Origin of the sequence: Polaribacter sp. (genome assembly GCF_024639685.1) — a bacterium.
GTDB lineage: Bacteria > Bacteroidota > Bacteroidia > Flavobacteriales > Flavobacteriaceae > Polaribacter.
Window position 1 is genome coordinate 585,260 of the sequence record NZ_JAHEHX010000019.1, and the last position, 23,236, is coordinate 608,495.

General features: G+C 30.8%; 23 protein-coding genes. 6 read left to right on the forward strand and 17 right to left on the reverse strand.

The genetic code is table 11. The annotated features are described in order from the left end of the window. Positions 1-130: 130 nt before the first annotated feature. Entirely contained in the window at positions 131-1,075 is a 945-nt protein-coding gene (locus tag Q0L44_RS08720) for a hypothetical protein (RefSeq protein WP_296637586.1), read from the forward strand. 67 nt (positions 1,076-1,142) lie between these two features. Here the strand turns inward: Q0L44_RS08720 and Q0L44_RS08725 are convergent, their stop codons facing one another. Next, complete coding sequence (locus tag Q0L44_RS08725; RefSeq protein ID WP_296637588.1) at positions 1,143-2,318, reverse strand: GlmU family protein; 1,176 nt, start codon at positions 2,316-2,318, stop codon at positions 1,143-1,145. Positions 2,319-2,418: 100 nt separating this feature from the next. Continuing rightward, positions 2,419-3,192 (reverse strand): choice-of-anchor V domain-containing protein, encoded by a 774-nt coding sequence (locus tag Q0L44_RS08730; protein WP_296637589.1) that lies wholly within the window; start codon positions 3,190-3,192, stop codon positions 2,419-2,421. A 144-nt stretch (positions 3,193-3,336) separates the two neighbouring features. Between Q0L44_RS08730 and Q0L44_RS08735 the strand changes: the two genes are divergently transcribed. After that, positions 3,337-3,897, forward strand: a complete 561-nt coding sequence (locus Q0L44_RS08735; protein WP_296637591.1) for an acyl-CoA thioesterase — start codon at positions 3,337-3,339, stop codon at positions 3,895-3,897. 58 nt (positions 3,898-3,955) lie between these two features. On the opposite strand, the gene Q0L44_RS08740 is transcribed toward Q0L44_RS08735, so the two are convergent. The 8 genes from Q0L44_RS08740 to hemA all read right to left on the reverse strand — a co-directional run bounded on the left by Q0L44_RS08740 (position 3,956) and on the right by hemA (position 13,329). Further along, positions 3,956-5,296, reverse strand: a complete 1,341-nt coding sequence (locus Q0L44_RS08740) for a dihydrolipoamide acetyltransferase family protein (protein ID WP_296637592.1) — start codon at positions 5,294-5,296, stop codon at positions 3,956-3,958. A gap of 184 nt (positions 5,297-5,480) precedes the next feature. Further along, positions 5,481-6,383 carry an oxygen-dependent coproporphyrinogen oxidase gene (gene hemF, locus Q0L44_RS08745; protein WP_296637594.1) on the reverse strand — a complete coding sequence of 301 codons (903 nt, stop codon included), beginning with the start codon at positions 6,381-6,383 and terminating at the stop codon, positions 5,481-5,483. Continuing rightward, positions 6,373-7,131, reverse strand: coding sequence for an EI24 domain-containing protein (locus Q0L44_RS08750; RefSeq protein ID WP_296637595.1), 759 nt, complete (start codon positions 7,129-7,131; stop codon positions 6,373-6,375). Before Q0L44_RS08750 ends, hemF begins: the two co-directional genes overlap by 11 nt. Before the next feature lie 3 nt (positions 7,132-7,134). After that, positions 7,135-8,163, reverse strand: coding sequence for a uroporphyrinogen decarboxylase (gene hemE / locus Q0L44_RS08755; RefSeq protein ID WP_296637597.1), 1,029 nt, complete (start codon positions 8,161-8,163; stop codon positions 7,135-7,137). A 2-nt stretch (positions 8,164-8,165) separates the two neighbouring features. Beyond that, positions 8,166-9,455, reverse strand: coding sequence for a glutamate-1-semialdehyde 2,1-aminomutase (gene hemL, locus Q0L44_RS08760; RefSeq protein ID WP_296637598.1), 1,290 nt, complete (start codon positions 9,453-9,455; stop codon positions 8,166-8,168). Between the two features lie 65 nt (positions 9,456-9,520). Continuing rightward, positions 9,521-10,486 carry a porphobilinogen synthase gene (gene hemB / locus Q0L44_RS08765; protein ID WP_296637599.1) on the reverse strand — a complete coding sequence of 322 codons (966 nt, stop codon included), beginning with the start codon at positions 10,484-10,486 and terminating at the stop codon, positions 9,521-9,523. Between the two features lie 4 nt (positions 10,487-10,490). After that, a complete protein-coding gene (gene hemC, locus Q0L44_RS08770) occupies positions 10,491-12,083 on the reverse strand; it encodes a hydroxymethylbilane synthase (protein ID WP_296637601.1) in 1,593 nt (530 codons plus the stop codon). Between the two features lie 10 nt (positions 12,084-12,093). Then, a complete protein-coding gene (gene hemA / locus Q0L44_RS08775; RefSeq protein WP_296637602.1) occupies positions 12,094-13,329 on the reverse strand; it encodes a glutamyl-tRNA reductase in 1,236 nt (411 codons plus the stop codon). 204 nt (positions 13,330-13,533) lie between these two features. Between hemA and Q0L44_RS08780 the strand changes: the two genes are divergently transcribed. From Q0L44_RS08780 to Q0L44_RS08795, 4 genes are read left to right on the forward strand one after another with little or no spacing between them, the layout of a single operon-like run. Then, entirely contained in the window at positions 13,534-14,418 is an 885-nt protein-coding gene (locus Q0L44_RS08780; protein WP_296637604.1) for an AraC family transcriptional regulator, read from the forward strand. An 8-nt stretch (positions 14,419-14,426) separates the two neighbouring features. Further along, positions 14,427-14,933 (forward strand): TrmH family RNA methyltransferase, encoded by a 507-nt coding sequence (locus tag Q0L44_RS08785; protein WP_296637606.1) that lies wholly within the window; start codon positions 14,427-14,429, stop codon positions 14,931-14,933. Positions 14,934-14,943: 10 nt separating this feature from the next. Then, positions 14,944-15,960: a ferrochelatase gene (hemH, locus tag Q0L44_RS08790; RefSeq protein ID WP_296637608.1), complete on the forward strand. Its 1,017-nt coding sequence runs from the start codon at positions 14,944-14,946 to the stop codon at positions 15,958-15,960. A 37-nt stretch (positions 15,961-15,997) separates the two neighbouring features. Continuing rightward, entirely contained in the window at positions 15,998-16,582 is a 585-nt protein-coding gene (locus Q0L44_RS08795) for a CopD family protein (protein ID WP_296637611.1), read from the forward strand. Between the two features lie 22 nt (positions 16,583-16,604). Here Q0L44_RS08795 and Q0L44_RS08800 read toward each other — a convergent pair whose 3' ends face one another. From Q0L44_RS08800 to Q0L44_RS08830, 7 genes are all read right to left on the reverse strand, one after another. Continuing rightward, the gene (locus Q0L44_RS08800; RefSeq protein WP_296637612.1) at positions 16,605-16,895 is read right to left on the reverse strand and encodes an acetyltransferase; all 291 of its coding nucleotides are present in this window, start codon (positions 16,893-16,895) and stop codon (positions 16,605-16,607) included. Then, positions 16,858-17,232 carry a hypothetical protein gene (locus tag Q0L44_RS08805; RefSeq protein WP_296637613.1) on the reverse strand — a complete coding sequence of 125 codons (375 nt, stop codon included), beginning with the start codon at positions 17,230-17,232 and terminating at the stop codon, positions 16,858-16,860. Before Q0L44_RS08805 ends, Q0L44_RS08800 begins: the two co-directional genes overlap by 38 nt. A 15-nt stretch (positions 17,233-17,247) precedes the next feature. Further along, positions 17,248-17,442 carry a helix-turn-helix transcriptional regulator gene (locus Q0L44_RS08810; RefSeq protein WP_296637614.1) on the reverse strand — a complete coding sequence of 65 codons (195 nt, stop codon included), beginning with the start codon at positions 17,440-17,442 and terminating at the stop codon, positions 17,248-17,250. 982 nt (positions 17,443-18,424) lie between these two features. After that, positions 18,425-18,961 carry a hypothetical protein gene (locus Q0L44_RS08815; protein ID WP_296637615.1) on the reverse strand — a complete coding sequence of 179 codons (537 nt, stop codon included), beginning with the start codon at positions 18,959-18,961 and terminating at the stop codon, positions 18,425-18,427. Positions 18,962-18,986: 25 nt separating this feature from the next. Beyond that, a complete protein-coding gene (locus Q0L44_RS08820) occupies positions 18,987-20,894 on the reverse strand; it encodes an OmpA family protein (protein ID WP_296637616.1) in 1,908 nt (635 codons plus the stop codon). Positions 20,895-20,913: 19 nt separating this feature from the next. Beyond that, positions 20,914-21,864: a type IX secretion system membrane protein PorP/SprF gene (locus Q0L44_RS08825; protein WP_296637617.1), complete on the reverse strand. Its 951-nt coding sequence runs from the start codon at positions 21,862-21,864 to the stop codon at positions 20,914-20,916. Between the two features lie 10 nt (positions 21,865-21,874). Next, positions 21,875-23,236 (reverse strand): immunoglobulin-like domain-containing protein (locus Q0L44_RS08830; RefSeq protein ID WP_296637618.1); only part of this gene is annotated, 1,362 nt, incomplete at its 5' end.

Genomic DNA, 23,236 nt, shown 5'->3' on the forward strand with positions numbered 1-23,236 from the left:
TTAAAATACTTATTATCAATAACTTAAAAATATATAGATTGATAACTCAATCATATAAAACAATTAATATGCCAATTCTAAATTATTGTATAAGTTCTTTTATATTTATACCTCATTTAAAGAGTTATTAATGTCATTAATCAAAATCGAAGAAATCGATTATAAAGGTTGGAAAAATGCTATTGAAATATCAAATACTGATATTTACTTAATTGTTGTTCCTGAAGTTGGAAGAATCTTACATTTTAGCTTTAAAAACTCTGAAAACATTTTCTACGAGAACAGTGAATTAGAAGGACTGTTATTTAAAACTGATACGTTTTACAATCACAAAAGTGAAGCCCCTAATATTGGAGGAAATAGAATTTTACCTTGTTCTGAAGATTATTTTCATGATATAACAGGCTATAGAAATATTCCTGATCCTTATATAAATGCAAGTGCTTACAGTATAAATTATTTAGAAAATGGTGTAGTTCTAAAAAGCCCAATCAGTAATTATTTAGGCATTCAAATAGAAAGAAAAATTACTATTAATAAAAACGGCTCTAAGGTTTATATTGAGCAAAAAATTACTAAAATTAAAACTGCTAAAAACAATCAACTAGAAAGAATACCTCTAACACTTTGGAGTTTATCAAAAATTAAAACTTCCAATTTTTCATATATAAAAAATGCTAAAAAAAGTATTTTTAAAAATGGATTTACCATTTCTGAATGGCCAGATGCAAAAAACTATGCTTTAGAAAATATAACTTTAAATAATGATTTAATTACTCTAAAATCATCTAATGAATTTCCTCAAAAAATTGGAGTAGACGCTAAAAATTGGGTTGCAAGTTATATTAATAATAATCTTTTTGTAGAAAGTTTTGAGTTTGATGAATCTGCAACGTATCCTGATTTTGGAACATCTGTAACAATTTTCGGAAATAAATTATTTAGTGAATTAGAAGTTTTGAGCCCCGAAAAACATTTGAAAATTGGGGAATGTATAAAGTATAATATTAGATGGAATCTAATAAAAAAAAGCTGTAAAGAAGAAGCTGAGGAATATTTACAACAAATGCCTTAAGTAAATTAAACCATTAAAAAAAGCAATCATTAGAATGACTGCTTTTTTTAGTGTTTAAAATATAACTTCAATAATTTCTATATTGTTTTGTCGCTTCAAAAACATGCGCTAAGATTCTTTGTTCTATAGCGTCAAAATTTAAATTTCTACGTTTCATAACTACATCTGCCACTTCAAAAACTTTATTAGTTTTGTATTCTGTAAAACCTGATGCTCCTCCCCAACTAAAACTTGGTACAAAATTTCTTGGAAAACCACTTCCAAAAATATTAGAAGAAACTCCAATTACTGTGCCTGTATTAAACATGGTATTTATTCCACATTTGGAATGATCCCCCATCATTAGACCACAAAACTGCAAACCTGTTTTTGCAAATCTTCCTGTTTCATAATCCCACAATTTTACTTCAGTATAATTATTTTTAAGATTCGAATTATTAGTATCTGCACCTAAATTACACCATTCACCTAACACAGAATTTCCTAAAAAACCATCATGCCCTTTATTTGAATATCCCATTAAAACAGAGTTATTCACTTCTCCTCCTACCATACAATAAGGACCTAAAGTTGTTGCTCCATAAATTTTTGCTGATAGTTTTAAAACAGAATTTTCACACATTGCTAATGCTCCTCTTACCACAACACCTTCCATAACTTCAGCATTCTTTCCAATATAAATTGGACCATTAGATGCGTTTAAAGTTGCAAATGTAAGCTTGGCTCCTTCCTCAATAAAAATATTCTCCTTATTAGTGCATTGTACACCTTCAGGAATTGGCTGAGAAGTTCTATCTTTTGTAACCAACTCAAAATCTTGTGCTATTGCTTTATCATTTAATGAAAAAATATCCCAAGTATTTTTAATTTGAAGTACATTTTCATTAAACTCAATTTGTTTGTAATCATTAAAATCAACTTCTTCTTGCTGATTAGAGGTATAAAATGCAATTACATCATCACCTCTAAATATTGCTTCATTCTTAGAAAGATTCTGAATTTGAGAAACCAAACTTTCTGTTGGACAAAAAGAGGCATTTATCAAAATATTCTCCTCTAACTCAACCATAGGGTATTTCTCCTCTAAATACGCCTCAGTAATTGTAGTTGTAGTTAATCCTAAATATTTTTCCCATTTCTCTCTTATAGTTAAAATACCAATTCTTAAATCTGCAACTGGTTTTGTATAGGTAAATGGTAATAATGCATTTCTTGTACTGCCATCAAATAAGATGTAATTCATTTCTTTGGTTTTAAAGCATTACAAATTTACTTTAATTACAGCATATAAAAAACCGATTGTAAGAATACAATCGGTTTATAATTTTAAAAATTAACTAAAGTTATCTTTTAATAAATTTTTGAGTTCCAATTTTACTATCAGCTATTACTTTAACAGTATAAACTCCAGTTGCTAAATCTTGAATATTAACAATTTTAGAATTTATACTTAGATTTTGTGAATATGCCAATTTACCTATTTGATCGTAAAACTGAACAGTTACTTTTTCGGATACTATTGGCAAATCTATATTTACAATATCTTTTGCTGGATTTGGATACATTGCAAAATCTATTTTTTGAGCCTCTGAAATACTCAATGATGCAGATGATTTATTAGCTAAAACCACTTGATCTCCAGATGTACCTCCATTACCATTTGTAGCGTTTACTGCTGTATAAAAAGTAACTCTTCCTAAATCTGTTTCAGGAGATCTCCAAATAAAAGACCAATTTCCGGTTGTTGATACTGATGAATGAGTTATTGCTTTGTTATTATTTACAGTACTAGACCCTGAACCACTTGAAAAAGTTCCAATTTTCTGATTTGAATTATTCTCTGCTGTTAATTGAAATCCGTGTGCTTCGGAATCAGATGTTGTATTTATTGAAATGGTATAATCTGTATTAAGTAGATAACCAGTCTCTGGAATATTTGTAGTAATTTCTGCAGAAGCATTAAAGTTACCTCCATTATGACAAGAGGCACAAGAAATATTTCCATCTCCTGGAGAACCTGATCTAGAAGCACTAACACCATTTGAATTGGACATTAATAACAAAGCAACAGCTGGAATTGCCAATAAAATAAATTTGAAAAAGTAATTTTTATTCATAAAATTTGTTTTTGAGGTTAATATTAATTGATCTAAATTTACTAATAAATTTAGTAATTACATGAATTATAATTAATTAAATGAATTATAAAAAAGTAATACCTAACAACTTTTGTAGATAAAAAAGTATTGTATTTTTGATTTATGGCAGAGATTAAAAAAAACTTTAAGAAAATTAGTGAATCACAAATTACAATTACAGAATTAATGTTGCCCTCACATTCTAATTTTAGCGGTAAAATTCATGGAGGACATATTTTAAATTTAATGGATCAAATTGCTTTTGCTTGTGCCTCTAAGCATTCTGGTAATTATTGCGTAACGGCTTCTGTGAACAAAGTTGATTTTTTAAATCCGATTGAAGTCGGTGAATTATTAACTATGAAAGCATCTATAAATTTTACAGGTAGAACTTCTATGGTTGTAGGAGTAAGAGTAACCTCAGAAAATATTAGAACTGGAGATACAAAACACTGTAATTCATCTTATTTTACAATGGTTGCAAAAGATGACCATGGAAAAAGTGTACCAGTACCTGGAATTATTTTAACTACAAAAAAAGAAATAAGACGCTTTGCAAGAAGTATTATTAGACAACAGGAAGGAAAAAATAGAACTTCTAGATTTAATACGAATACATTTAAAATTGATGATTACTTACCATTATTTGAAAACAGTAATTCTAAAATTGATTTAAAGAAATAAACAAAATAAAAAAGCTTAGGAAATATCCTAAGCTTTTTCTGTTCAAATAATTATATTTTTAAAAATCTTGGTTTACATCCCAAGCTTCTAAAGTTTCTTTTAATGTTTTAATAAACATACCACCTAGAGCACCATTAACAACTCTGTGATCATAAGAATGAGATACAAACATTTTTTGTCTAATTCCAATAAAATCGCCCTCTGAAGTTTCTATAACCGCAGGTACTTTTCTTATTGCACCTAATGCTAAAATGGCAACTTGTGGCTGATTAATAATAGGTGTTCCCATTACAGAACCAAAACTACCTACATTTGTAACAGTATATGTACCTCCTTGAATTTCATCTGGCTTTAAAGCATTATTTCTTGCTCTTGTAGCTAAATCGTTTACAGATTTTGTCATGCCCACTAAATTCAACTGATCTGCATATTTAATTACAGGTACAATTAAATTACCATCTGGTAAAGCAGCTGCCATTCCTAAATTTATATTTTTCTTTTTGATAATTGTATCACCATCAACAGCGATATTTATCAAAGGATATTTTTTAATAGTAGAAGCTACAGCATGCATTAAAATTGGGGTAAAGGTTAATTTTTCACCTTCTCTTTTTAAATAAGCATCTTTTACTTTGTTTCTCCACTTTACAATATTAGTAACGTCAATTTCTATGAATGATTGAACATGTGCAGAAGTTTGTACAGAGTCTACCATATGCTTAGAAATAAGTTTACCCATTCTAGACATTTCAATAACCTCATCTTCTCCATTTAGAGAAACTGGTGCAGCTTTTGCAACAGGTTTTTGGGAAGCTTTTGGAGCTAAAGTAGTTTTTGTAACAACTTCTTCTTTTAAAGATTTATTTCCTCTATTTTCTATATATGATAAAACATCATCTTTAGTTACTCTACCATCTTTACCTGTTCCGGAAATACTTTCTAGTTCATTCATAGAAATACCTTCTGTTTGTGCGATATTTCTTACTAATGGCGAATAAAATTTCCCTGAATCTGAAGTTTTAGCAATTGGTGTAGCTACAATTTCTGAGGCCTTTTCTATTGTTTTTTCAACTTCAACAACTTCTTTAGGTTTTTCTTCTTCTTTCTTAGCGTCAGCTGAAGAACTTTCAGAACTAGCAGTAAAGCTTGCTTCTCCTCCTTCAGTTTCTATAACAGCAATTGTTTCTCCTACTGCAACAACATCATCTTTTCCAAACAAAATCTCAACTAAAGTTCCTTCTACTTCAGAAGGTACTTCAGAATCAACTTTATCTGTAGCAATTTCAACAACAGCTTCATCCAATTCAATAGTATCTCCTACCTCTTTTAACCAAGAAGTAATTGTTGCTTCTGCAACGCTTTCTCCCATTTTTGGTAACTTTAATTCAAATTTTGCCATTCCTGTTTAATTTTTGGAATGCAAAAATACGAAAAAAGGAACAGAAATTCATAAAAACTATAATTGAAAATAAATTAGAATAAACGATTTTAATTAAATTATTATTAAAATAATTTAAATTTATTAAACTATCTGTATTTAAATCATCTAAAATAGAATTTAAATTACAGATTAGTCAAAGAATTTAAACCCAATCTTTAGGATTCTCTAATACTTTTAGTAGTTTTTCTTCTGGTGAATTTTCTGCTGGCTGATGATTGTATTTCCATTGGACAACTGGAGGCAAACTCATAAGAATACTCTCGATTCTACCATTTGTTTTTAATCCAAATAAAGTACCTCTATCATGCACAAGGTTAAATTCTACATACCTACCTCTTCTAACTCCCTGCCAGTCTTTATGATTTTGAGAATAATTGGTGTTTTTTCTTTTTTCTACAATAGGCACGTAACTTTCTAGAAAACTGTTTCCAATTTCTGTAACAAATTCATATCTATTATCCATAGAAACGTCATCTGTTTGCTTTAAATAATCAAAAAACAAACCTCCTATTCCTCTTGCCTCATTTCTATGTGCATTCCAAAAATAATTATCGCATGTTTTCTTAAACTTCGGATAAAAATCTAAATTGTGTTTATCACAAGCGTTTTTACACACAGTATGAAAATGGGTGGCGTCTTCATCAAACAAATAATAAGGTGTTAAATCTTGCCCTCCTCCAAACCATTGGGTTACAATGTCACCTGATGAATTATACATTTCAAAATAACGCCAATTTGCATGAACGGTTGGTACAAAGGGGTTCTTTGGATGCAAAACTAAACTTAATCCACAGGCAAAAAAATTACCTTCTTTTACTTTAAACTGATTTCTTAAAATTTCTGGTAACTCACCATGAACAGCAGAAATATTTACACCTCCTTTTTCGAAAATAGCTCCATTTTCTATAACTCTAGTTCTTCCTCCTCCACCTTCTTTACGTTTCCAAAGGTCTTCTTTAAATTTTGCTGATCCATCAACTTCTTCTAGTTTAGAAGTAATTGCATCTTGTAAATTTTCGATATAAGCGTAAAACTTATCTTTCATATACCAAGTTGTTTTTTTCGTGCATTAATTGCACCGTTTTTTTTGAAGCTGCAGTTACAGAAAGTGGCAACACAATAATAATACCTACAATAGGAATCAATAGAAATAGCATAAAAACGATTCCATTTCCTATAGCATAACCTTTATTTCTACTTACAAACTGTACACTTTCTTTATAGGTTAAGTGACGTTCTAAGGTATAATCCATATTTCCAAATCCCGCATAATAAGCTTGAACAATAAAAAGTAAGAGTGAAGAAAAGATATTTACTCCAGGAATAAATTTCAAAATCAAAATTGGTAATGTAATCAACAACTCCTTTGTTAAGTTCCTAATATTTAAACGTATAGCTCTAATTAATTGCTCTGTATTTGTAGTTTTTCTGTGTAGGTGTTTTAAATCTCCATAAAAGTGTTTTTCTATTTTCTCTGAAACAGGACTCATAAAAGGCGCAGAGAGTGCCATTATTATGTGTTTATATAAGATTAATCCAACAATCAATACGATTAAACCTCCAATAAAATTACTGATAGATGAAAAGGTATCTTTTCCCCAATCCCAAACCCAAATGTTAGAAATATAAGCACCAACATTATCAGATAGCATATAGGTCTCTACTCCTATTAATATAGCAGTACAAAAACTAATCAACATAGGAATTATAAAATATTTCCAAAGCTTTAAATCTGACATCAGTTTAAAAACTCCTGTATATTCTTTAATTCCTAATATGACGTTTTTAAGCATATTTTACTGTGCTTTGTATTCTTTTACAGCATCTACAAATGCTTTGGCATTTTCTACTGGAATATTTGGCAAAATTCCATGACCTAAATTTACTATGTATCTGTCTTTACCAAACTCGTTTATCATTTGGGTAACCATTCTTTTAATTTCTGATGGTGAAGAAAATAATCTTGATGGATCAAAATTACCTTGTAACGTAATCTGTCCTCCAGATAAATAACGTGCGTTTCTTGCAGAGCATGTCCAATCAACTCCAAGAGCAGAAGCCCCTGATTTAGCCATATCACTTAATGCAAACCAACACCCTTTACCAAATGCAATTACTGGAGCATCATCTTTTAAGGCATCTATAATTTGCTGCATATATTGCCAAGAAAATTCTTGATAATCTGTTGGAGATAACATACCTCCCCAAGAATCAAATACCTGAACTGCATCTACACCAGCTTCTACTTTTGCCTTTAAGTACGCAATTGTAGTATCTGTAATTTTTTGTAATAAGGTTTGAGCCACAATAGGATTTGTAAAACATAACTCTTTGGCTTTATCAAAGTTCTTAGAACCCTGACCTTGCACACAGTAACATAAAATCGTCCAAGGAGAACCTGCAAAACCTATTAACGGAATTTCATCATTCAGCTTTTCTTTGGTTGCTTTGATGCCATCCATAACATAACCTAAAGTATCTTGAATATCTGGAATGATTACTGAGTCTAAATCTTTTTGAGAACGAATTGGATTTGGTAAATATGGACCAAAATTTGGTTTCATTTCCACTTCTATATTCATGGCTTGCGGAATAACCAAAATATCTGAAAATAAAATTGCAGCATCCATTCCATATCTTCTAATAGGTTGCACTGTAATTTCTGATGCTAATTCTGGAGTTTGACAACGTGTAAAGAAATCATATTTATGTTTGATTTCCATAAATTCAGGTAAGTATCTTCCTGCTTGTCTCATCATCCAAACTGGAGGTCTATCTACAGTTTCTCCTTTTAACGCTTTTAAAAATAAATCGTTCTTAATCATACTTATATTTTTGAAACTGCCAACATTGCTTTGTCAGCAGCATGTGCTATTATTTTGATGTCTTTATCTGAAATTGCTGAATTTAAAAACCAAGCTTCAAATTGACTTGGAGGTAAAAAGACGCCATTTTTAATCATCTCCCAAAAGAAAACTGCAAACTTCTCTGTATCTGAAGTTTGTGCTTCTTTAAAATTAGTGACTTTACTCTTCGTAAAAAACGGATTCATCATAGAGCCAAATCTGTTAACCACTAAATCTACATTGTGTTTTTTTGCAGACTCTAATAAAATCACTTCCAAAATAGAACCAACCTCCTCAAATTTATCATATGGATTTTGCTTCTTTAATTCAGTTAAAGTAGAAATTCCACCAGCCATTGCTATTGGGTTTCCAGATAACGTACCTGCCTGATACATACCTCCTAAAGGTGCAACATTTTCCATAATTTCATTTCTTGCTCCATAAGCTCCAACAGGAAAACCACCACCAATAACTTTACCTAAGCAAGTAATATCTGCAACTACACATAACTTTTCTTGTGCTCCTCCAAAAGTAGATCTAAAACCGGTCATTACTTCATCTGCTATTAACAAAGCTCCTTTAGATTGTAAATACTCTTTTAATTCTTTTAAGAAATTATTTTGAGGGATTACAACACCCATATTACCTCCAATTGGCTCAATAATTACACCAGCAATATCATCATGTTCTTCAAAGTGTTTTTTTACACTATCTAAATTATTGTATTCTGCAATTAAAGTGTTTTTTACAGCTCCTTCTGGCACTCCTTTAGAACCAGGTAAACTTAATGTAGCTAAACCTGAACCAGCAGCTACCAATAAAGCATCTTGATGCCCATGATAACAACCAGAAAATTTGATGATTTTATCTTTACCTGTGTAAGCTCTAGCCAACCGAATTCCGCTTAAAACAGCTTCTGTACCCGAATTTACAAAACGAACTTTATCCATTTCTGGGAAAGCATCACAGACTATTTTAGCTAATTTAATTTCTGCTTCTGTAGATGCACCAAAAGAATAGCCTTTCTTTAACGCTTTTTTTGCGGCTTTTTCTACAGCCTTGTGTCTATGCCCTAAAATCATTGGGCCATAAGAAACTACTAAATCTACATATTCATTTCCATCAACATCAACAATTTTAGTTCCTTTTGCTTTTTTTATAAATAAAGGATTACCACCTACTGATGAAAAAGCTCTTACAGGAGAATTTACTGCTCCTACTAAATGCGTTAATCCTTTTTGATATAACTTCTCTGATTTTTTGAAATTCATTTTTTAAACTTTTGGCCTTTGGTTTTTGGCTATTTGCAGACTGCTAAATAGCGAAAAACTGAAAGCTATTTTTTTAATAATAATCTAGCTGCCTCTTTTGCAAAATAGGTGATAATAATATCTGCACCTGCTCTTTTCATAGACAACAAACTTTCCATCATTACTCTCTCTCCGTCAATCCAACCTTTTTCTGCAGCAGCTTTTACCATTGCATATTCACCACTTACATTATAACAAGCAATTGGTCTATCAAAATTATTTTTTAAATCTCTAATGATATCTAAATACGATAAGGCTGGTTTTACCATTAAAATATCTGCTCCTTCTTGATCATCAAAAGTAGCTTCTCTTAAACCTTCATCTCTATTTGATGGATCCATTTGATACGTTCTTCTGTCTCCAAAAGTTGGTGTAGAATCTGCTGCATCTCTAAATGGACCATAAAATGCTGAAGCATACTTTACAGAATATGCCATAATTGGCAAGTTTGGATAACCTGAGTTGTCTAATGACTGACGAATCATATCTATTGTTCCATCCATCATTCCTGATGGTGCAACCATATCTACACCTGCTTTTGCATGAGAAATAACTTGCTTTGCAATGTTTACTAAGGTTGCATCATTATCGACATCATTGTTATGAATAATACCACAATGACCATGAGAAGTATATTCACAAAAACAAACGTCTGTAATTACATATAAACTTGGGTAATTCTTTTTGATAAAACGAATGGCCTGTTGCATAATTCCATTATCATTCCATGTTTCTGTGCCTTCGTCATTTTTTTCTGATGGAATACCAAATAATAAAACAGCAGGAATATTTAATGAAACAACTTCGTCTAATTCTTTAGAAATGGTATCTAAAGAATAACGTTTAATTCCTGGCATAGAAACGATTTCTGTTTCTATATTTTCGCCTTCTTCTATAAACAACGGATAAATAAAATCATCTACAGATAATTTAGTTTCTCTAACTAATCTTCTTATCCCTTCTGTTTTTCTTAATCTTCTTGTTCTAAACATTATATTAGTTTGATGTAAAATGACTGTTCACCAATTCTAAAACTGAATCTACGCTTGGTAAATTTGCAACCTGTACATTTTTAAAATGTTTTCTAGCTTCTTTTGCAGTGGTTTCTCCAATACAAAAAGCAATTTTATTTGCACTATTTTCTATTAAATAACTCTCTATGCCTGAAGGACTATAAAATAACACTCCAGTTACTGAATCGTCTAATTTCTCTGGGCTTAACATCGTTTTATATGCCTCTACTTCATTTACAGTAATGTCATGAGATTGTAAATAAGCAGGTAAAACATCTAAACGAACATCACTACAAAAATAGGTGACAATTTTATTTTCTAATGCTGTAGACAAGTATTCTGCTAATGCCTTTGCATTCTTAGCAACCTTAGCAACTTTACCTATTCTATTTTCTATTAATTTTTTAGTTCTTCTACCAACGCAATAAATGTTCTTGAACTTCATTTCATCTTTGGTAAAAGAATTCAATAGAGCCTCTACTCCATTTTGACTAGTGATTACAACATTTTCAATTTCATTTTTCATCACTTTTGGTGGAATTCTATTAAAACGTATTTTAATAAAATCGCTATCATCTATACCAATTGCAGAAGAAAGAACCTCTTTCTGTAATTCTGATAATTTCTTTGTAGAATAAACAGAAGCAACCTTTTCACCAACTTCCTCATCTTCTGTTATTAACTCTTTTCCCCCTCTATTAATTACATAATCTGCACAGTCTTTAGCCAAGTATCTATGGCTTCCTAATTTTGAAGTTTTGGTTACTGTAATTTTCTTAGAACCATCTCTTTTTAACAAGATTCCTTTAAAATTAATTTCTTGTGTTTTTTCATCAACATAAGCTAATGCACCTATTGGGGCTGTACAACCACCTTCTAGTAATCTTAAAAATTCTCTTTCTATACCTACACAAACCTTTGTTTCGTAATGATTTAATTGCTCACACGCATCAATTACAAACTGATCTTTTTCTAAACAAGCTATCATAATTGCACCTTGTGCTGGTGCAGGAATCATCCAAGTTAAAGGTATTGCACCTTTTTCTCTTAAACCCAATCTCTCTATGCCTGCAGCAGCAAAAATAGCTCCATTCCAAGTTTCACTATTTTCTAATTTACTTAAACGCGTGTTTACATTTCCTCTTAAATCTTCAACTTTATGCGTTGGGTAACGATTTAACCACATTGCTTTTCTTCGTAGACTACCAGTTGCAATTATACCTCCAGGTTGTCCAAAAAATTCTTCTGTATCTTTTAAAACTAGTAAATCTGAATAATTTGCTCTTTTTAAAACTGCACCTTGCATAATACCTTCTGGTAATGCAGTTGGCACATCTTTTAAAGAATGTACAGCAATATCTATATCACCATTTAACATGGCAACATCTAAATTTTTAGTAAAAATTCCTGTAATCCCTAATTCGTACAAAGGCTTATCTAGAATAATATCTCCTGTGGATTTTATAGGAACAATTTCAGTTTCATAACCTAATTCTTCTAATTCTTTACGTACTTTATTTGCTTGCCAAAGAGCCAATTGACTTTCGCGAGTTCCTATTCTAATCGTTTTTTGCATTAAGTATTTTTTAAGATTGAAAAACCTTATTGATGACCTCTAAACTTTGTGATACAGATGTATCTTCATCTTTTAAATGTTTCACAAATTGAGTTGTTATTTTCTGTATGAATCGTGAAGTTACCATTTCTGCTTGACTTTCATCAAAATCTACTATTTTTTTCCTTTGAAAATTAATTTCATCGTTCTTAATAGTCTCTAAAGATTTTTTTAAAGCAGCAATTGCTGGTGTAAATCTTCTGTGATTTAACCAGTCATTAAATTCTGCTTTGTGTTTTTCTATAATCGCTTCAGCCTTTGGAATTTCTTTTTTACGAGCAGCTAGAGTTTCATCTGTAATCTTAGACAACTCATCTACATTTACTAAAGATATTCCTTTAAAATCTGTAACATCTTTTGCAACATTTTCTGGCATTGACAAATCTAGAATTAGCAACTCTTTATTTTCTGAGATATGATGCTGAGTTATGGTTGGTTTATCTGCACTAGTAGAAACAATTAAAACATCTGCCTTAGTAACTTCTTCTGTTAAATTTTCGATAACAGACTTTCTTATAGAATGATGTTCCTTTACAAATTCAGTTGCCTTTTCTTCTGTTCTATTGATTAAACAAACAGACTTATTTTGTGTATACTCTGCTAAATTCTTACAGGTGTGTTTACCCATTTTTCCTAATCCAAAAACCAAAATATTTTTTGAATTATAATCTGATAAATTTTTAATAATATATTGCACAGCAGCATAAGAAACGGAAGTTGTACCCGAACTTAAACGAGTATCATTCTTTACCCTTTTACTTGCCTGTAAAACACTATTTACCAATCTTTCTAGATAAGCATTGGTAGTCTTGTGCAATTTAGCTAACTTAAAAGCTTGTCTTAATTGACCTACAATTTCATAATCTCCTAATATCTGACTTTCCAAACCTGTACCAATTCTAAATAAATGATGAACTGCGTCTTGATTTTTGTATACGTTAGAAATAGAAGCAAACTCTTCTACTGTGCCTTCGGAAAAATGACATAATAATTGAATTAATTGATAAGGATGCTCTGCAAAACCAGAAATTTCTGTTCTATTACAAGTTGACAATATAAAAATACCTTTGAAGTTTTCTTCTTTTGCTTTATTTAATAAAGCACTCTGGTTTTCTTTAGACAAAGAAAATTTACCTCGGGTATTTGCATTAGCTTTTTTATAACTGACACCAATATTATAAAAATGTGTTTTCGCTGTCTCTAACATAAACTTTAAAAGTTGCACAAAAATAAAAAGAGTTATCAGAAAAAAACATCGCTAAAAGTACTTTAAATAACGTTAAATGTTTTTTAAAGTAAATATTCGGAATAAAAATCATTAAATTCTTTATTTTTGCTATCTACAATGGATTTAGGGTGTTTTTATCTAGAACCATTCTAAATAAAAAATAGTTGAATTAAAATAAAAATAATGTTTAAAAATGTCGGCAAAAGTACTATTGACGAAATTAACTTAGAAAAAGGTTTTTATGTACTTCATTTTCAGAACGAAAGCGAAAATATTGAAAACTTCGAAAGAGAAATAGATAGTACATTTATTCAAATTCATTTCTGCTTACGAGGTAAATCTAAATTTTTATTCAATGACAACTCCTACTCTTTTGATGTTTTAGACAACAGAAGTATATTGTTATATAACCCTCAAATAACTTTACCTATTAATTTAGAAATTCAACCTAAAACAACGCTTATTTCCTTATTAATTTCAATTGAAAAATTTCATTCACTATTTTCTAAAGAATCTGGCTACATTCCATTTTTAAGCGATGAAAACAGTAATAAAAAATATTACGATGATGCAGAAATAAAGCCTGTTGTAGCTATTGTTTTACAACAAATTATTAACTCTAATATTAATAGCTCTATCAGAGAGTTGTATGTTAAAGGAAAAGTATACGAGTTATTAAGTTTACACTTTCAAAAAGATGAGAATGCAGATGGAGAATATTGCCCTTTTTTAGTAGACGAACAAAATGTACTTAAAATAAGAGAAGCTAAAAAAATTATTATTGCTAGAATGGCAGAGCCTCCAAGTTTACAGGAACTAGCCAACGAAATTGGTTTAAATATTAAAAAACTAAAAGAAGGGTTTAAACAAATCTATGGAGACACAGTGTACAGTTTTCTTTTTGACTATAAGATGGAACATTCTAGACGTCTTTTAGAAAGCAATCAATACAACGTAAATGAGGTAGGTACACAGGTTGGTTATAGCACAGCCAGTCATTTTATAGCCGCTTTTAAAAAGAAATTTGGAACAACACCAAAGAAATATGTAATGAGTTTAAATCAATAATTATTAAGGTGATACAACTAACTCATAATGACATTAAAAATAAACAGCAAAAGTTTCCTATAACTATTGTTTGTGACGCCATAAGAACACCTGAAAATATTGGAATGTGTTTTCGTATTTCTGAAAGTTTTGGAGTTGAAAAAATCTATTTTCACGAAAATTCACCATCTATAAAAAACAGAAAAGTAATAAATACTGCCAGAAACACTATCGGCCAAATTAATTATGATTCTTATAAAAATTTTAATAATTTAATTCATCAATTAAAATTAGAAGGCAATACAATTATAGGCATAGAAATTACTGATAAAAGTATCGATATTCAAGATTTTGATTTTAAAAACAATGAAAAAATCGTTTTACTTTTGGGTAGTGAAAGAAACGGAATTGAAAATATTAACTTAGTAGATGAAACAATAGCCATTCCCATGTATGGAAGAAACTCATCTATGAATGTAATCCATAGTTTAGCAATAACGCTTTACGAAATAACAAACCAAATAAAGATATCTTAAAATATTAAAAATGAAAGGAGTTTTACTAGTAAATTTAGGTTCCCCAGCAAGCACATCAACTAAAGATGTAAAGCAATACTTAGGTGAATTCTTAATGGATGAAAGAGTAATTGATGCTCCAAAATGGTTAAGAACCATTTTGGTTAAAGGTATTATTTTAAATACTAGACCAAAAAAATCTGCTAAAGCTTACAAAAAGATTTGGTGGGATGAAGGTTCTCCGTTAATTGTGCTATCAGAAAGATTATTAGATAAAGTTCAGAAAAAAACAGAATTACCTATTGCTCTTGCAATGCGCTACGGAACTCCATCTATAAAAATGGGTTTACAAGAGCTACATGACAAAGGGGTTTCAGATGTTTTAATTGTTCCTCTGTACCCGCAACATGCTATGGCTACAACCGATACTATTTTAGTGTTAGCTGAAGAATTAAGACAAGAGTTTTTCCCAGAAATGAAATTTAAGCATATCCCTGCTTTTTATCATAAAAAAGAGTACATAAAAGTACTAGGTGACAGTATAAAGACTTATTTAGATGGAAAAGAATGGGATAAAATCTTGTTTTCTTATCATGGAATACCAGAGAGACATGTTCGTAAATCCGACATCACAAAAAGCCATTGCAAACCGAATGATAGTGTTAATTTTGAATGTTGTAAGACAAGTTCTGCTGCTCATGAATTTTGCTACAAACACCAATGTTACGAAACCACAAAACAAGTTGTTGAGTATTTAGATCTTCAACCTCATCAATATTTTGTTTCTTTCCAGTCTAGATTAGCTGGAGATCCTTGGCTACAACCTTACACTGACAAAATGCTTGAAAAATATCCAGAAGAAGGAATTAAAAAATTGGCTGTAGTTACACCAGCTTTTGTATCTGATTGCTTAGAAACACTTGAAGAAATAGCCATGGAAGGTAAAGAAGATTTTTTAGAAGCTGGTGGAGAAGCATTTTACGCAATTCCCTGTATTAATGATAATGATGATTGGGTAGATGTCTTAATAGATTGGATTGAGGCTTAAAAAACGTCTAAATATCAAAAAAAATAAATTATAATACATGGACTTTCTTTACATAAAAGCTTTACACATTATTTTTGTAGTTACCTGGTTTGCTGGATTATTTTATATAGTTCGCTTATTTATTTATCATACTGAAGCAGAAACAAAACTAGAGCCAGCTAAAACTATATTGCAAACGCAATACAAATTAATGAGCAAAAGACTTTGGTATATAATTACATGGCCTTCCGCAATTTTAGCTAGTATTTTTGCTTTTTGGATGCTTTATCAGATACCCGGTTATTTATATCAACCTTGGATGCATGTAAAGCTAACATTTGTATTTAGCCTTTATTTTTATCATGGGTTTTGTCAAAAAATTTATAATAAACTTCAGAAAGATATTATAAAGTACTCTGCTTTTAAGTTACGGATTTTTAATGAAATTGCGACTGTAATATTATTTGCTGTTGTATTTTTAGTTACACTAAAAAGCGCCATTAATTGGATCTGGGGAGTTGTTGGAATTATTCTTTTTGGGATACTTTTAATGCTAAGTGTAAGGCTCTATAAAAAGATTAAAGCAAAAAGATCTTGGGATAAGACTGAAAAGGAAGTCTTTAAAAACCAAGATAATTCTTAATCGTGAAGTTTAATTTCAAAAATTACAATTTACCTCTAAAATATAAAGAATTCTTATTATGATCTAACAACATTTTCTTGTTGTCATAATAGGATTTTAAGAGTTGAATAACTTTATTCAATTCTACTTTACTTAAATTTCGATATGCTGGTCTTTGAATCTTAGTATCCCACTTTGATTGAAAAAAATTGTCTAACGCAATTCTTAGATAGCAATGGTTTTGAAAATTTAATTCTCTATACTTTTCAGAAAGCCTTTCAGGTAAATTCTGATAATTATGATAATAAGCTGAAGGAACTAGGATTAATCTCAATGGCTTCAATTTGTTTTTTATCATTGGGGTTTTTACTAAAAGGTAATTCAAGATTTTCATCAATATTTAGTGTTCTAAATCCAAGTTCGTAAAATTGAAACCAAATATCATCTTCAAATTTTTTACTATGCGTTTTTTCTTTTGAAAGCTTAGTTTTTGTTTTTAAAATAGAATTAACAATCCAGCCTTCTTTTAGTTTATCTTCTACTAAATTATGATCAACACTAATAATATAATTAGGACTTTTTTTTGCTTTATATATTTTCCCTAGTGTTGATGGATCGCTAGTTATTTTTGACTTGAAATCAATAATTTGTTCATTATTTACATACCCCATAAATCTGAAATTAGTTTATTTTAAATTTTTCTTTAAAAATACTTCAGGTTCTACATCTAAAATCTGAGCAATTTTATATAGAACCTCTAGGCTTGGCTGTCTTCTATTTTGCACATATGAGTTTACCATATTATAGCTCTTGCCAAGCTTTTCAGCGAGCCATTTTTGTTTTATACCCTTATCTTCTAAAACCTCTTTAATGCGGTTCATTTTCTTGTTTTTATAGACCAACCAATGTATAAAATATATATCATAATATGAGTATTTAATATGAAATAATTTTTTTAGACTCCCAAAATATGTGAACGTTCACCACCTACTATAAACCTCCCCCCAAAGAACCTATATGTAAACTCCCCCAACCAAAATTAGTTATAATAAATTAACCCATTGATTATGAACGAAGTATTTGACCAATCCGTAAGACTTTTGCAACTAATAAGTGAACTGTTAGGAATGACCTACCGGGAGCTCAACGTATGGATTTTTTTAATTATAGAACCCATTGTATTTGCGATCCTACTGATTAAAATCTATCTATTAACTAATAAACTTAAGAACAATGCGAGAAGCCAATAAACGATTCATCAGACTACTAGGGTATGTAGTGATTGTAATTACATCTATCCAGTTTCACGATCTTTTACAAACACCCTCTATGTTATTTTTTGGGTTTTTATGGTTCGCTAAAACTTCTGATTGGTAACTTAGCATTTGAATAAGATTTTTAGAGAAAAGGCAACGATCTAGGCAACTAAAAATAAGAAACCTTGTAAATCAGTGACTTACAAGGTTTGTTGCGGAGAAAGAGGGATTCGAACCCTATCTATAAAACATTTATATTCAAACAATTAATTCCTACACCTTTTTTGAGTCACCTTATTGGTCACCAATCTTTATATTGTAAAATTAGAAAGTTTAAACTATAAAACCTAACAGGTGTAAAATTATATTATTGTTTATTTGATTTAACTAGAGAGAATAATGGTATAAATCTGAGATTTAAGAACAAATTCATCACTTCAAATAAAAACCCAAAAAATCCAGTACGACTTCATTTATCCAGACCCGGGTTACTTTTTAAAGATCACTTTCCTTCTTAGCACTTTGCTGTCAAATCTATATATAACACGAAAAATGAATACTTAAACCTTATTATTTCGTTTATAAGGGTTTTTAAAATTAGCTAAAACTACGGTTTAATAAATACGACAATTCTCTGAAGGTTAGGGCTAACTTTAGATAAGGATAATGAATGTACTGTAAAGTCATTTGTAGCATATTTATCTTTAATTCCCTTCATACAATCATTCAGAGTATTTAAAATCGAAGTTCTTTTTAAAACAACTACTAAGTTCTTAGGAAGATCAAAGAAATTAAGCCCATTTATTGAAAAGTTAGAAATAAGTAGCCTAGAGTTTTCAACAAAACCGAAGTCAGCCTCAAATAAATACCAATCTCCTTTTTCATAAGATTGCCCTGATACATCTAAAACAGGAACAGAAACTTTGTCTTTAAAATTAGCACTTGAAAAAACACTAGCCTCTCCAAAGTCTTTTAGTTTTGTGCTCAATTTCTTTAAAAAAACCTGATCTGTTTCACAATGAATGACTTCGACTTTTTCGTCAATATTTTTTTCAAACAAATCTGTAAAAGTATAATACTCAAAATCAAGTAATTCTTCTTTATTTGCTCTTTTCTTTATAAAATTGACTATTCTTCGAAACATTTTAAAAGGTGTTTTTACAACTGAACTATCTAATCATAAATTCAGTTCTTCTATTTTGATCGTGTTGCTTTTCACTACATTTTTTTGTTCCTACACAATTATTAATTGGTTTTAACTCACCAAATCCTTTTGTTGTTATCCTAGACTCAGAAATCCCTCTTTCTACCAACCAACTCTTAGTGGTTTCTGCTCTCTCTAAAGAAAGTTGCATGTTGTATTCTGCTGGCCCTCTTCGGTCTGTATGACCTATAACATCAATGTTAATCTTTGGGTATTTATTCATTATTAATACCACTTTTTCTAACTCTAATTTTGATTCTTGGGTGATTTCTGTTGCATCAAAATCATAGTAGATAGGTGCTAAATTGACAAACTCTCTTAAATCTACAGCCGTTAATACTGGCTCTTTTTCAGTAAGATAAACAGTAATCGTATCTTTTGTTTCTCTGTCAATAGTAGTTGTTAATGCTTGATAATTATCGTTTAAAAATTCAAGTTGGTATTTCTTTGATCCCTCTACATTAAACAATGTTAGCTTTTGCGCTCTTACCGTTAACTCTTTTGTAACTCCGTTATTTGTATTCTCAGTCAACCTTACACTTGTAACCCCTATTAAAGGCTTTTCTCCTTTAGATTTAACATGTACTGTCACATCTTTTAGTTTTGGCATTGCTAGTCCCTGAAACTGGTAAATATCGTCAGAACCTGAACCTCCTTCTTTTCTATTGGAGGTGAAAAAACCTTTTTGATTTGCTGTTTTGTATACCAAACCAAAATCATCAAAAGCACTGTTTACAGGTGCTCCAAAAGTATATACTCTTTGCTTGTTAGATGTTAAATCTACATAATACAAATCTAAACCTCCTAAACCTTCTCTGGCATCAGAAGCAAAAACCAATATATTCTCTGAACTCACAAAAGGAAAAGTATCTCTTCCTACTGAATTTATTGAACCTCCTAAATTCTCTGGCTCTCCATACGTAGTTCCATTTATAGAAACCCTAAATAAATCTGAAGCTCCCTTTGCGCCTTCCATATCTGACGAAAAGTACAAATAATCTTCATCTGGACTCAATGCTGGATGCGCACAACTGTATTGATTGCCATTAAAAGGCAACGCTTCTGCATCTCCCCATCGCTTTCCATTGAAACTAGCCTTATAAATTTTTAGAAGTACATTGTTTAAAGAATCTGTAGCGACTCTTCCTGAATAGTTATTATTACTCGTGAAATACATCGTCTTACCATCCTTGGTAAATACCGCTGAAGATTCATTGTAATACTTATTTATACTTCCCTTTAACTTAGATATAGATACTAATGAATCTTTATCATCAAGCCCTACTTGGTATAAATTTGTGTAAGCTTCATTGTTCCATGACCTTCTTTTTGAAAACCTCTTTTTTGTATCTCTACTACTCGTAAATACTATTTTATCTTCTCCTAAATAAGCAACCTTATAGTCTGAAAAATTAGAGTTAAAATCAACGCTCTTTACAGCAAGTTGTTCAACAGATAATTTTTCTGAGTTTACAAATAATTGAGATTCATTAGTTGCCTGCTGTTTTTCTGTTGGATACAAGTCAAGCATTTGAGCATACCAATATTGAGCTGCTTTACGCTCTTGTTGGTTTCTTAAAACACTAATGTACTTGTAGTAGGTACCCACAGATACCTTTTTATTGATCTTAAATAATGAATCGTAACTAACTTTTGCCAACGCATAATTTGATTGATAGTAATAGGCATTGGCTAAATTTTCAAATATTGCTGGAGTTCCGTATCCATCATTGACTAAATTGCTGTAAAGAGAAATAGCCTCTACATATGACAAATTATTGAATTTAGCATTGGCTCTCTTCAAAGTATTTTGCTGTCCAAAGACAATACCATTGATAAGCAATAAACAAAGAGTTATGTATTTTAATTTCATAATTTATAAATTAAAGATATTAGAAGAATCGAGGTGCTTTAACGTTATTGTTTCTAAAAATTTCATAACGCAAAAATACTTCATGTGAACCAGAGTTATAGGTAGATAACGAATTGGTATCAAAATCATATCCATAGCCTAAAAACCAATTTTGGCTTACCTGAAATCCAGCTAAAAAACTCACTGCTGCTCCTACTCTATAAGAAGTCCCTAAGGTAAACTTGTCATAAAACTGAAAGTTAGAAGAAACATCTAATTGTAATGGAGCGCCTGAAACAATCTTGGTTAAAATTGCGGGCTTAAACAATACATTCTTATTGATATCAAATACATAACCAGCTGTTAAATGATAATGTAAACGCTCTTTAGAAACAGAACTAACAGAGGAATTTAAAGTACGATTAATATGTTTTGTCTCTAATAAATTAGGTATCGAAAAACCTAGATAACTCTTATCAGAATACCAAAACAACCCAACTCCTAAATTAGGTGAAAATCGGTTGTTGATATTATTCTGTGCCAACTCATCATCTGGATTAAAAATATTTAACTTCATAAAATCAACATTTAACATATGCGCGCTTCCACGCAAACCAAAAGCCAATTTATAATCATAAGAGGTATTGATTGTATATGAAATGTCTAAAGAAACCATATTTTCTTCTACAGCTCCTATCGCATCATTTAAAATACTCAATCCAATTCCTACCTTAGAAGAACCTAAAGGACTGTGATAAGACAATGCGTTTGTCGTTGGCGCTCCATCTAAACCAACCCATTGTGAACGCTGAGAAAGATAAATACTACTCGTACCTCGTGAACCTGCATAACCAGGGTTAAAACTCAACGTGTTATACATATAGTTACTAAACTGAGCGTCTTGTTGACCATAACTTAGCTGCATTATTAAAAACAGAGCAATGATAAATACTCTTTTCATTACAGTTGTATTTAAACTATTATTTTGCATCTTATTCTTTTTATTTTGTTAAGTTTAAATATCCTTTTCTGTTTTTCCAAAAACCATTAGACTTATAATTTAATATGTAAAAATAAGTTCCTGATGGAAGTGTTGAATTGCTATTTATAGTAAACCTACCTCCTGATTCTCCAATGAAGTATTTACCATTTTGTCCATATCCAGAAACTGAATAAACCTTAACTCCCCAACGATTATAAATCTCTAAGGTATTCTCAGGATATAATTCTATATTTCGAATGACAAAAACATCGTTCTTACCATCTCCATTTGGAGTTAACAAATTAAAAATCTCTAAATCATCTTCTGATACCGAATGGTTGTTAAATTCTAAATAATCTAAAACTCCATCACCATCTGAATCTATAGGGTTATTCACATCTGGACCAATTTCATCTCCATTATTCAGACCATCTCCATCACAATCTGCATTTAAATACTCTTGTGACAACTCCATTGTTATACTTGAAGGAATTGATGAACACCAATCCTCTGGATCTGTATCATCCAATAATTCTTGTGCATTCGAGATTCCATCTCCATCAATATCGTCATCACAAACATCTCCTAAACCATCATTGTCTAAATCTTCTTGGAAAGGATTGTAAATCAATGGACAATTGTCTTCTATATCTAAAATACCATCTCCATCATCATCAGTATCTACACAATCTGGAACAGAATCACCATCAGTGTCTAATGACATTGAATTAGCATCTAATGGGTCGGATCCACAGGCTATCTCATCAACATCTAACTGTCCATCATTATCATCATCCGTATCAGCATTATCTCCTGTACCATCACCATCAGTGTCAGTATCTTCATCAGGATCTAATGGGAAATCATCTTGATCATCTGGTGTACCATCATTATCATCATCTTCGTCTACACAGTCTGGAATAGAATCTCCATCAGTGTCTAATGACATTGAATTAACATCTAATGGATCTGATCCACAAGCAATCTCATGAATATCTAACTGCCCGTCATTGTCATCATCTTCATCTACATCATCTTTAATACCATCTCCATCAGTATCTACAATAACTACATTCACAGTTCTTACTACTTCATCAGCAGCATTGCCATTAGCATCACTCACATTATAAGTGACCGTATATGTCCCAACTGTATCAGTGTCTACTGGATTTACAGTTATAATACTTGCTGTTAGATCTCCATCATAGTTATCAGTCGCTGTTGCTCCAGCATCTGTATAAGTGTCTCCAACTTCAACGATTACTGTGGCATCTCCTGTAAGGGTGATTACTGGAATAGTAGTATCAACTACATTCACAGTTCTTACTACTTCATCAGCAGCATTGCCATTAGCATCACTCACATTATAAGTGACCGTATA

Bases quoted from the DNA above. Each gene is read 5' to 3' on its own strand.
- Q0L44_RS08720 (WP_296637586.1), top strand. From the start codon at position 131: ATGTCATTAATCAAAATCGAAGAAATCGATTATAAAGGTTGGAAAAAT.
- Q0L44_RS08725 (WP_296637588.1), bottom strand. From the start codon at position 2,318: ATGAATTACATCTTATTTGATGGCAGTACAAGAAATGCATTATTACCA.
- Q0L44_RS08730 (WP_296637589.1), bottom strand. From the start codon at position 3,192: ATGAATAAAAATTACTTTTTCAAATTTATTTTATTGGCAATTCCAGCT.
- Q0L44_RS08735 (WP_296637591.1), top strand. From the start codon at position 3,337: ATGGCAGAGATTAAAAAAAACTTTAAGAAAATTAGTGAATCACAAATT.
- Q0L44_RS08740 (WP_296637592.1), bottom strand. From the start codon at position 5,296: ATGGCAAAATTTGAATTAAAGTTACCAAAAATGGGAGAAAGCGTTGCA.
- hemF (WP_296637594.1), bottom strand. From the start codon at position 6,383: ATGAAAGATAAGTTTTACGCTTATATCGAAAATTTACAAGATGCAATT.
- Q0L44_RS08750 (WP_296637595.1), bottom strand. From the start codon at position 7,131: ATGCTTAAAAACGTCATATTAGGAATTAAAGAATATACAGGAGTTTTT.
- hemE (WP_296637597.1), bottom strand. From the start codon at position 8,163: ATGATTAAGAACGATTTATTTTTAAAAGCGTTAAAAGGAGAAACTGTA.
- hemL (WP_296637598.1), bottom strand. From the start codon at position 9,455: ATGAATTTCAAAAAATCAGAGAAGTTATATCAAAAAGGATTAACGCAT.
- hemB (WP_296637599.1), bottom strand. From the start codon at position 10,486: ATGTTTAGAACAAGAAGATTAAGAAAAACAGAAGGGATAAGAAGATTA.
- hemC (WP_296637601.1), bottom strand. From the start codon at position 12,083: ATGCAAAAAACGATTAGAATAGGAACTCGCGAAAGTCAATTGGCTCTT.
- hemA (WP_296637602.1), bottom strand. From the start codon at position 13,329: ATGTTAGAGACAGCGAAAACACATTTTTATAATATTGGTGTCAGTTAT.
- Q0L44_RS08780 (WP_296637604.1), top strand. From the start codon at position 13,534: ATGTTTAAAAATGTCGGCAAAAGTACTATTGACGAAATTAACTTAGAA.
- hemH (WP_296637608.1), top strand. From the start codon at position 14,944: ATGAAAGGAGTTTTACTAGTAAATTTAGGTTCCCCAGCAAGCACATCA.
- Q0L44_RS08795 (WP_296637611.1), top strand. From the start codon at position 15,998: ATGGACTTTCTTTACATAAAAGCTTTACACATTATTTTTGTAGTTACC.
- Q0L44_RS08805 (WP_296637613.1), bottom strand. From the start codon at position 17,232: ATGGGGTATGTAAATAATGAACAAATTATTGATTTCAAGTCAAAAATA.
- Q0L44_RS08810 (WP_296637614.1), bottom strand. From the start codon at position 17,442: ATGAACCGCATTAAAGAGGTTTTAGAAGATAAGGGTATAAAACAAAAA.
- Q0L44_RS08815 (WP_296637615.1), bottom strand. From the start codon at position 18,961: ATGTTTCGAAGAATAGTCAATTTTATAAAGAAAAGAGCAAATAAAGAA.
- Q0L44_RS08820 (WP_296637616.1), bottom strand. From the start codon at position 20,894: ATGAAATTAAAATACATAACTCTTTGTTTATTGCTTATCAATGGTATT.
- Q0L44_RS08825 (WP_296637617.1), bottom strand. From the start codon at position 21,864: ATGCAAAATAATAGTTTAAATACAACTGTAATGAAAAGAGTATTTATC.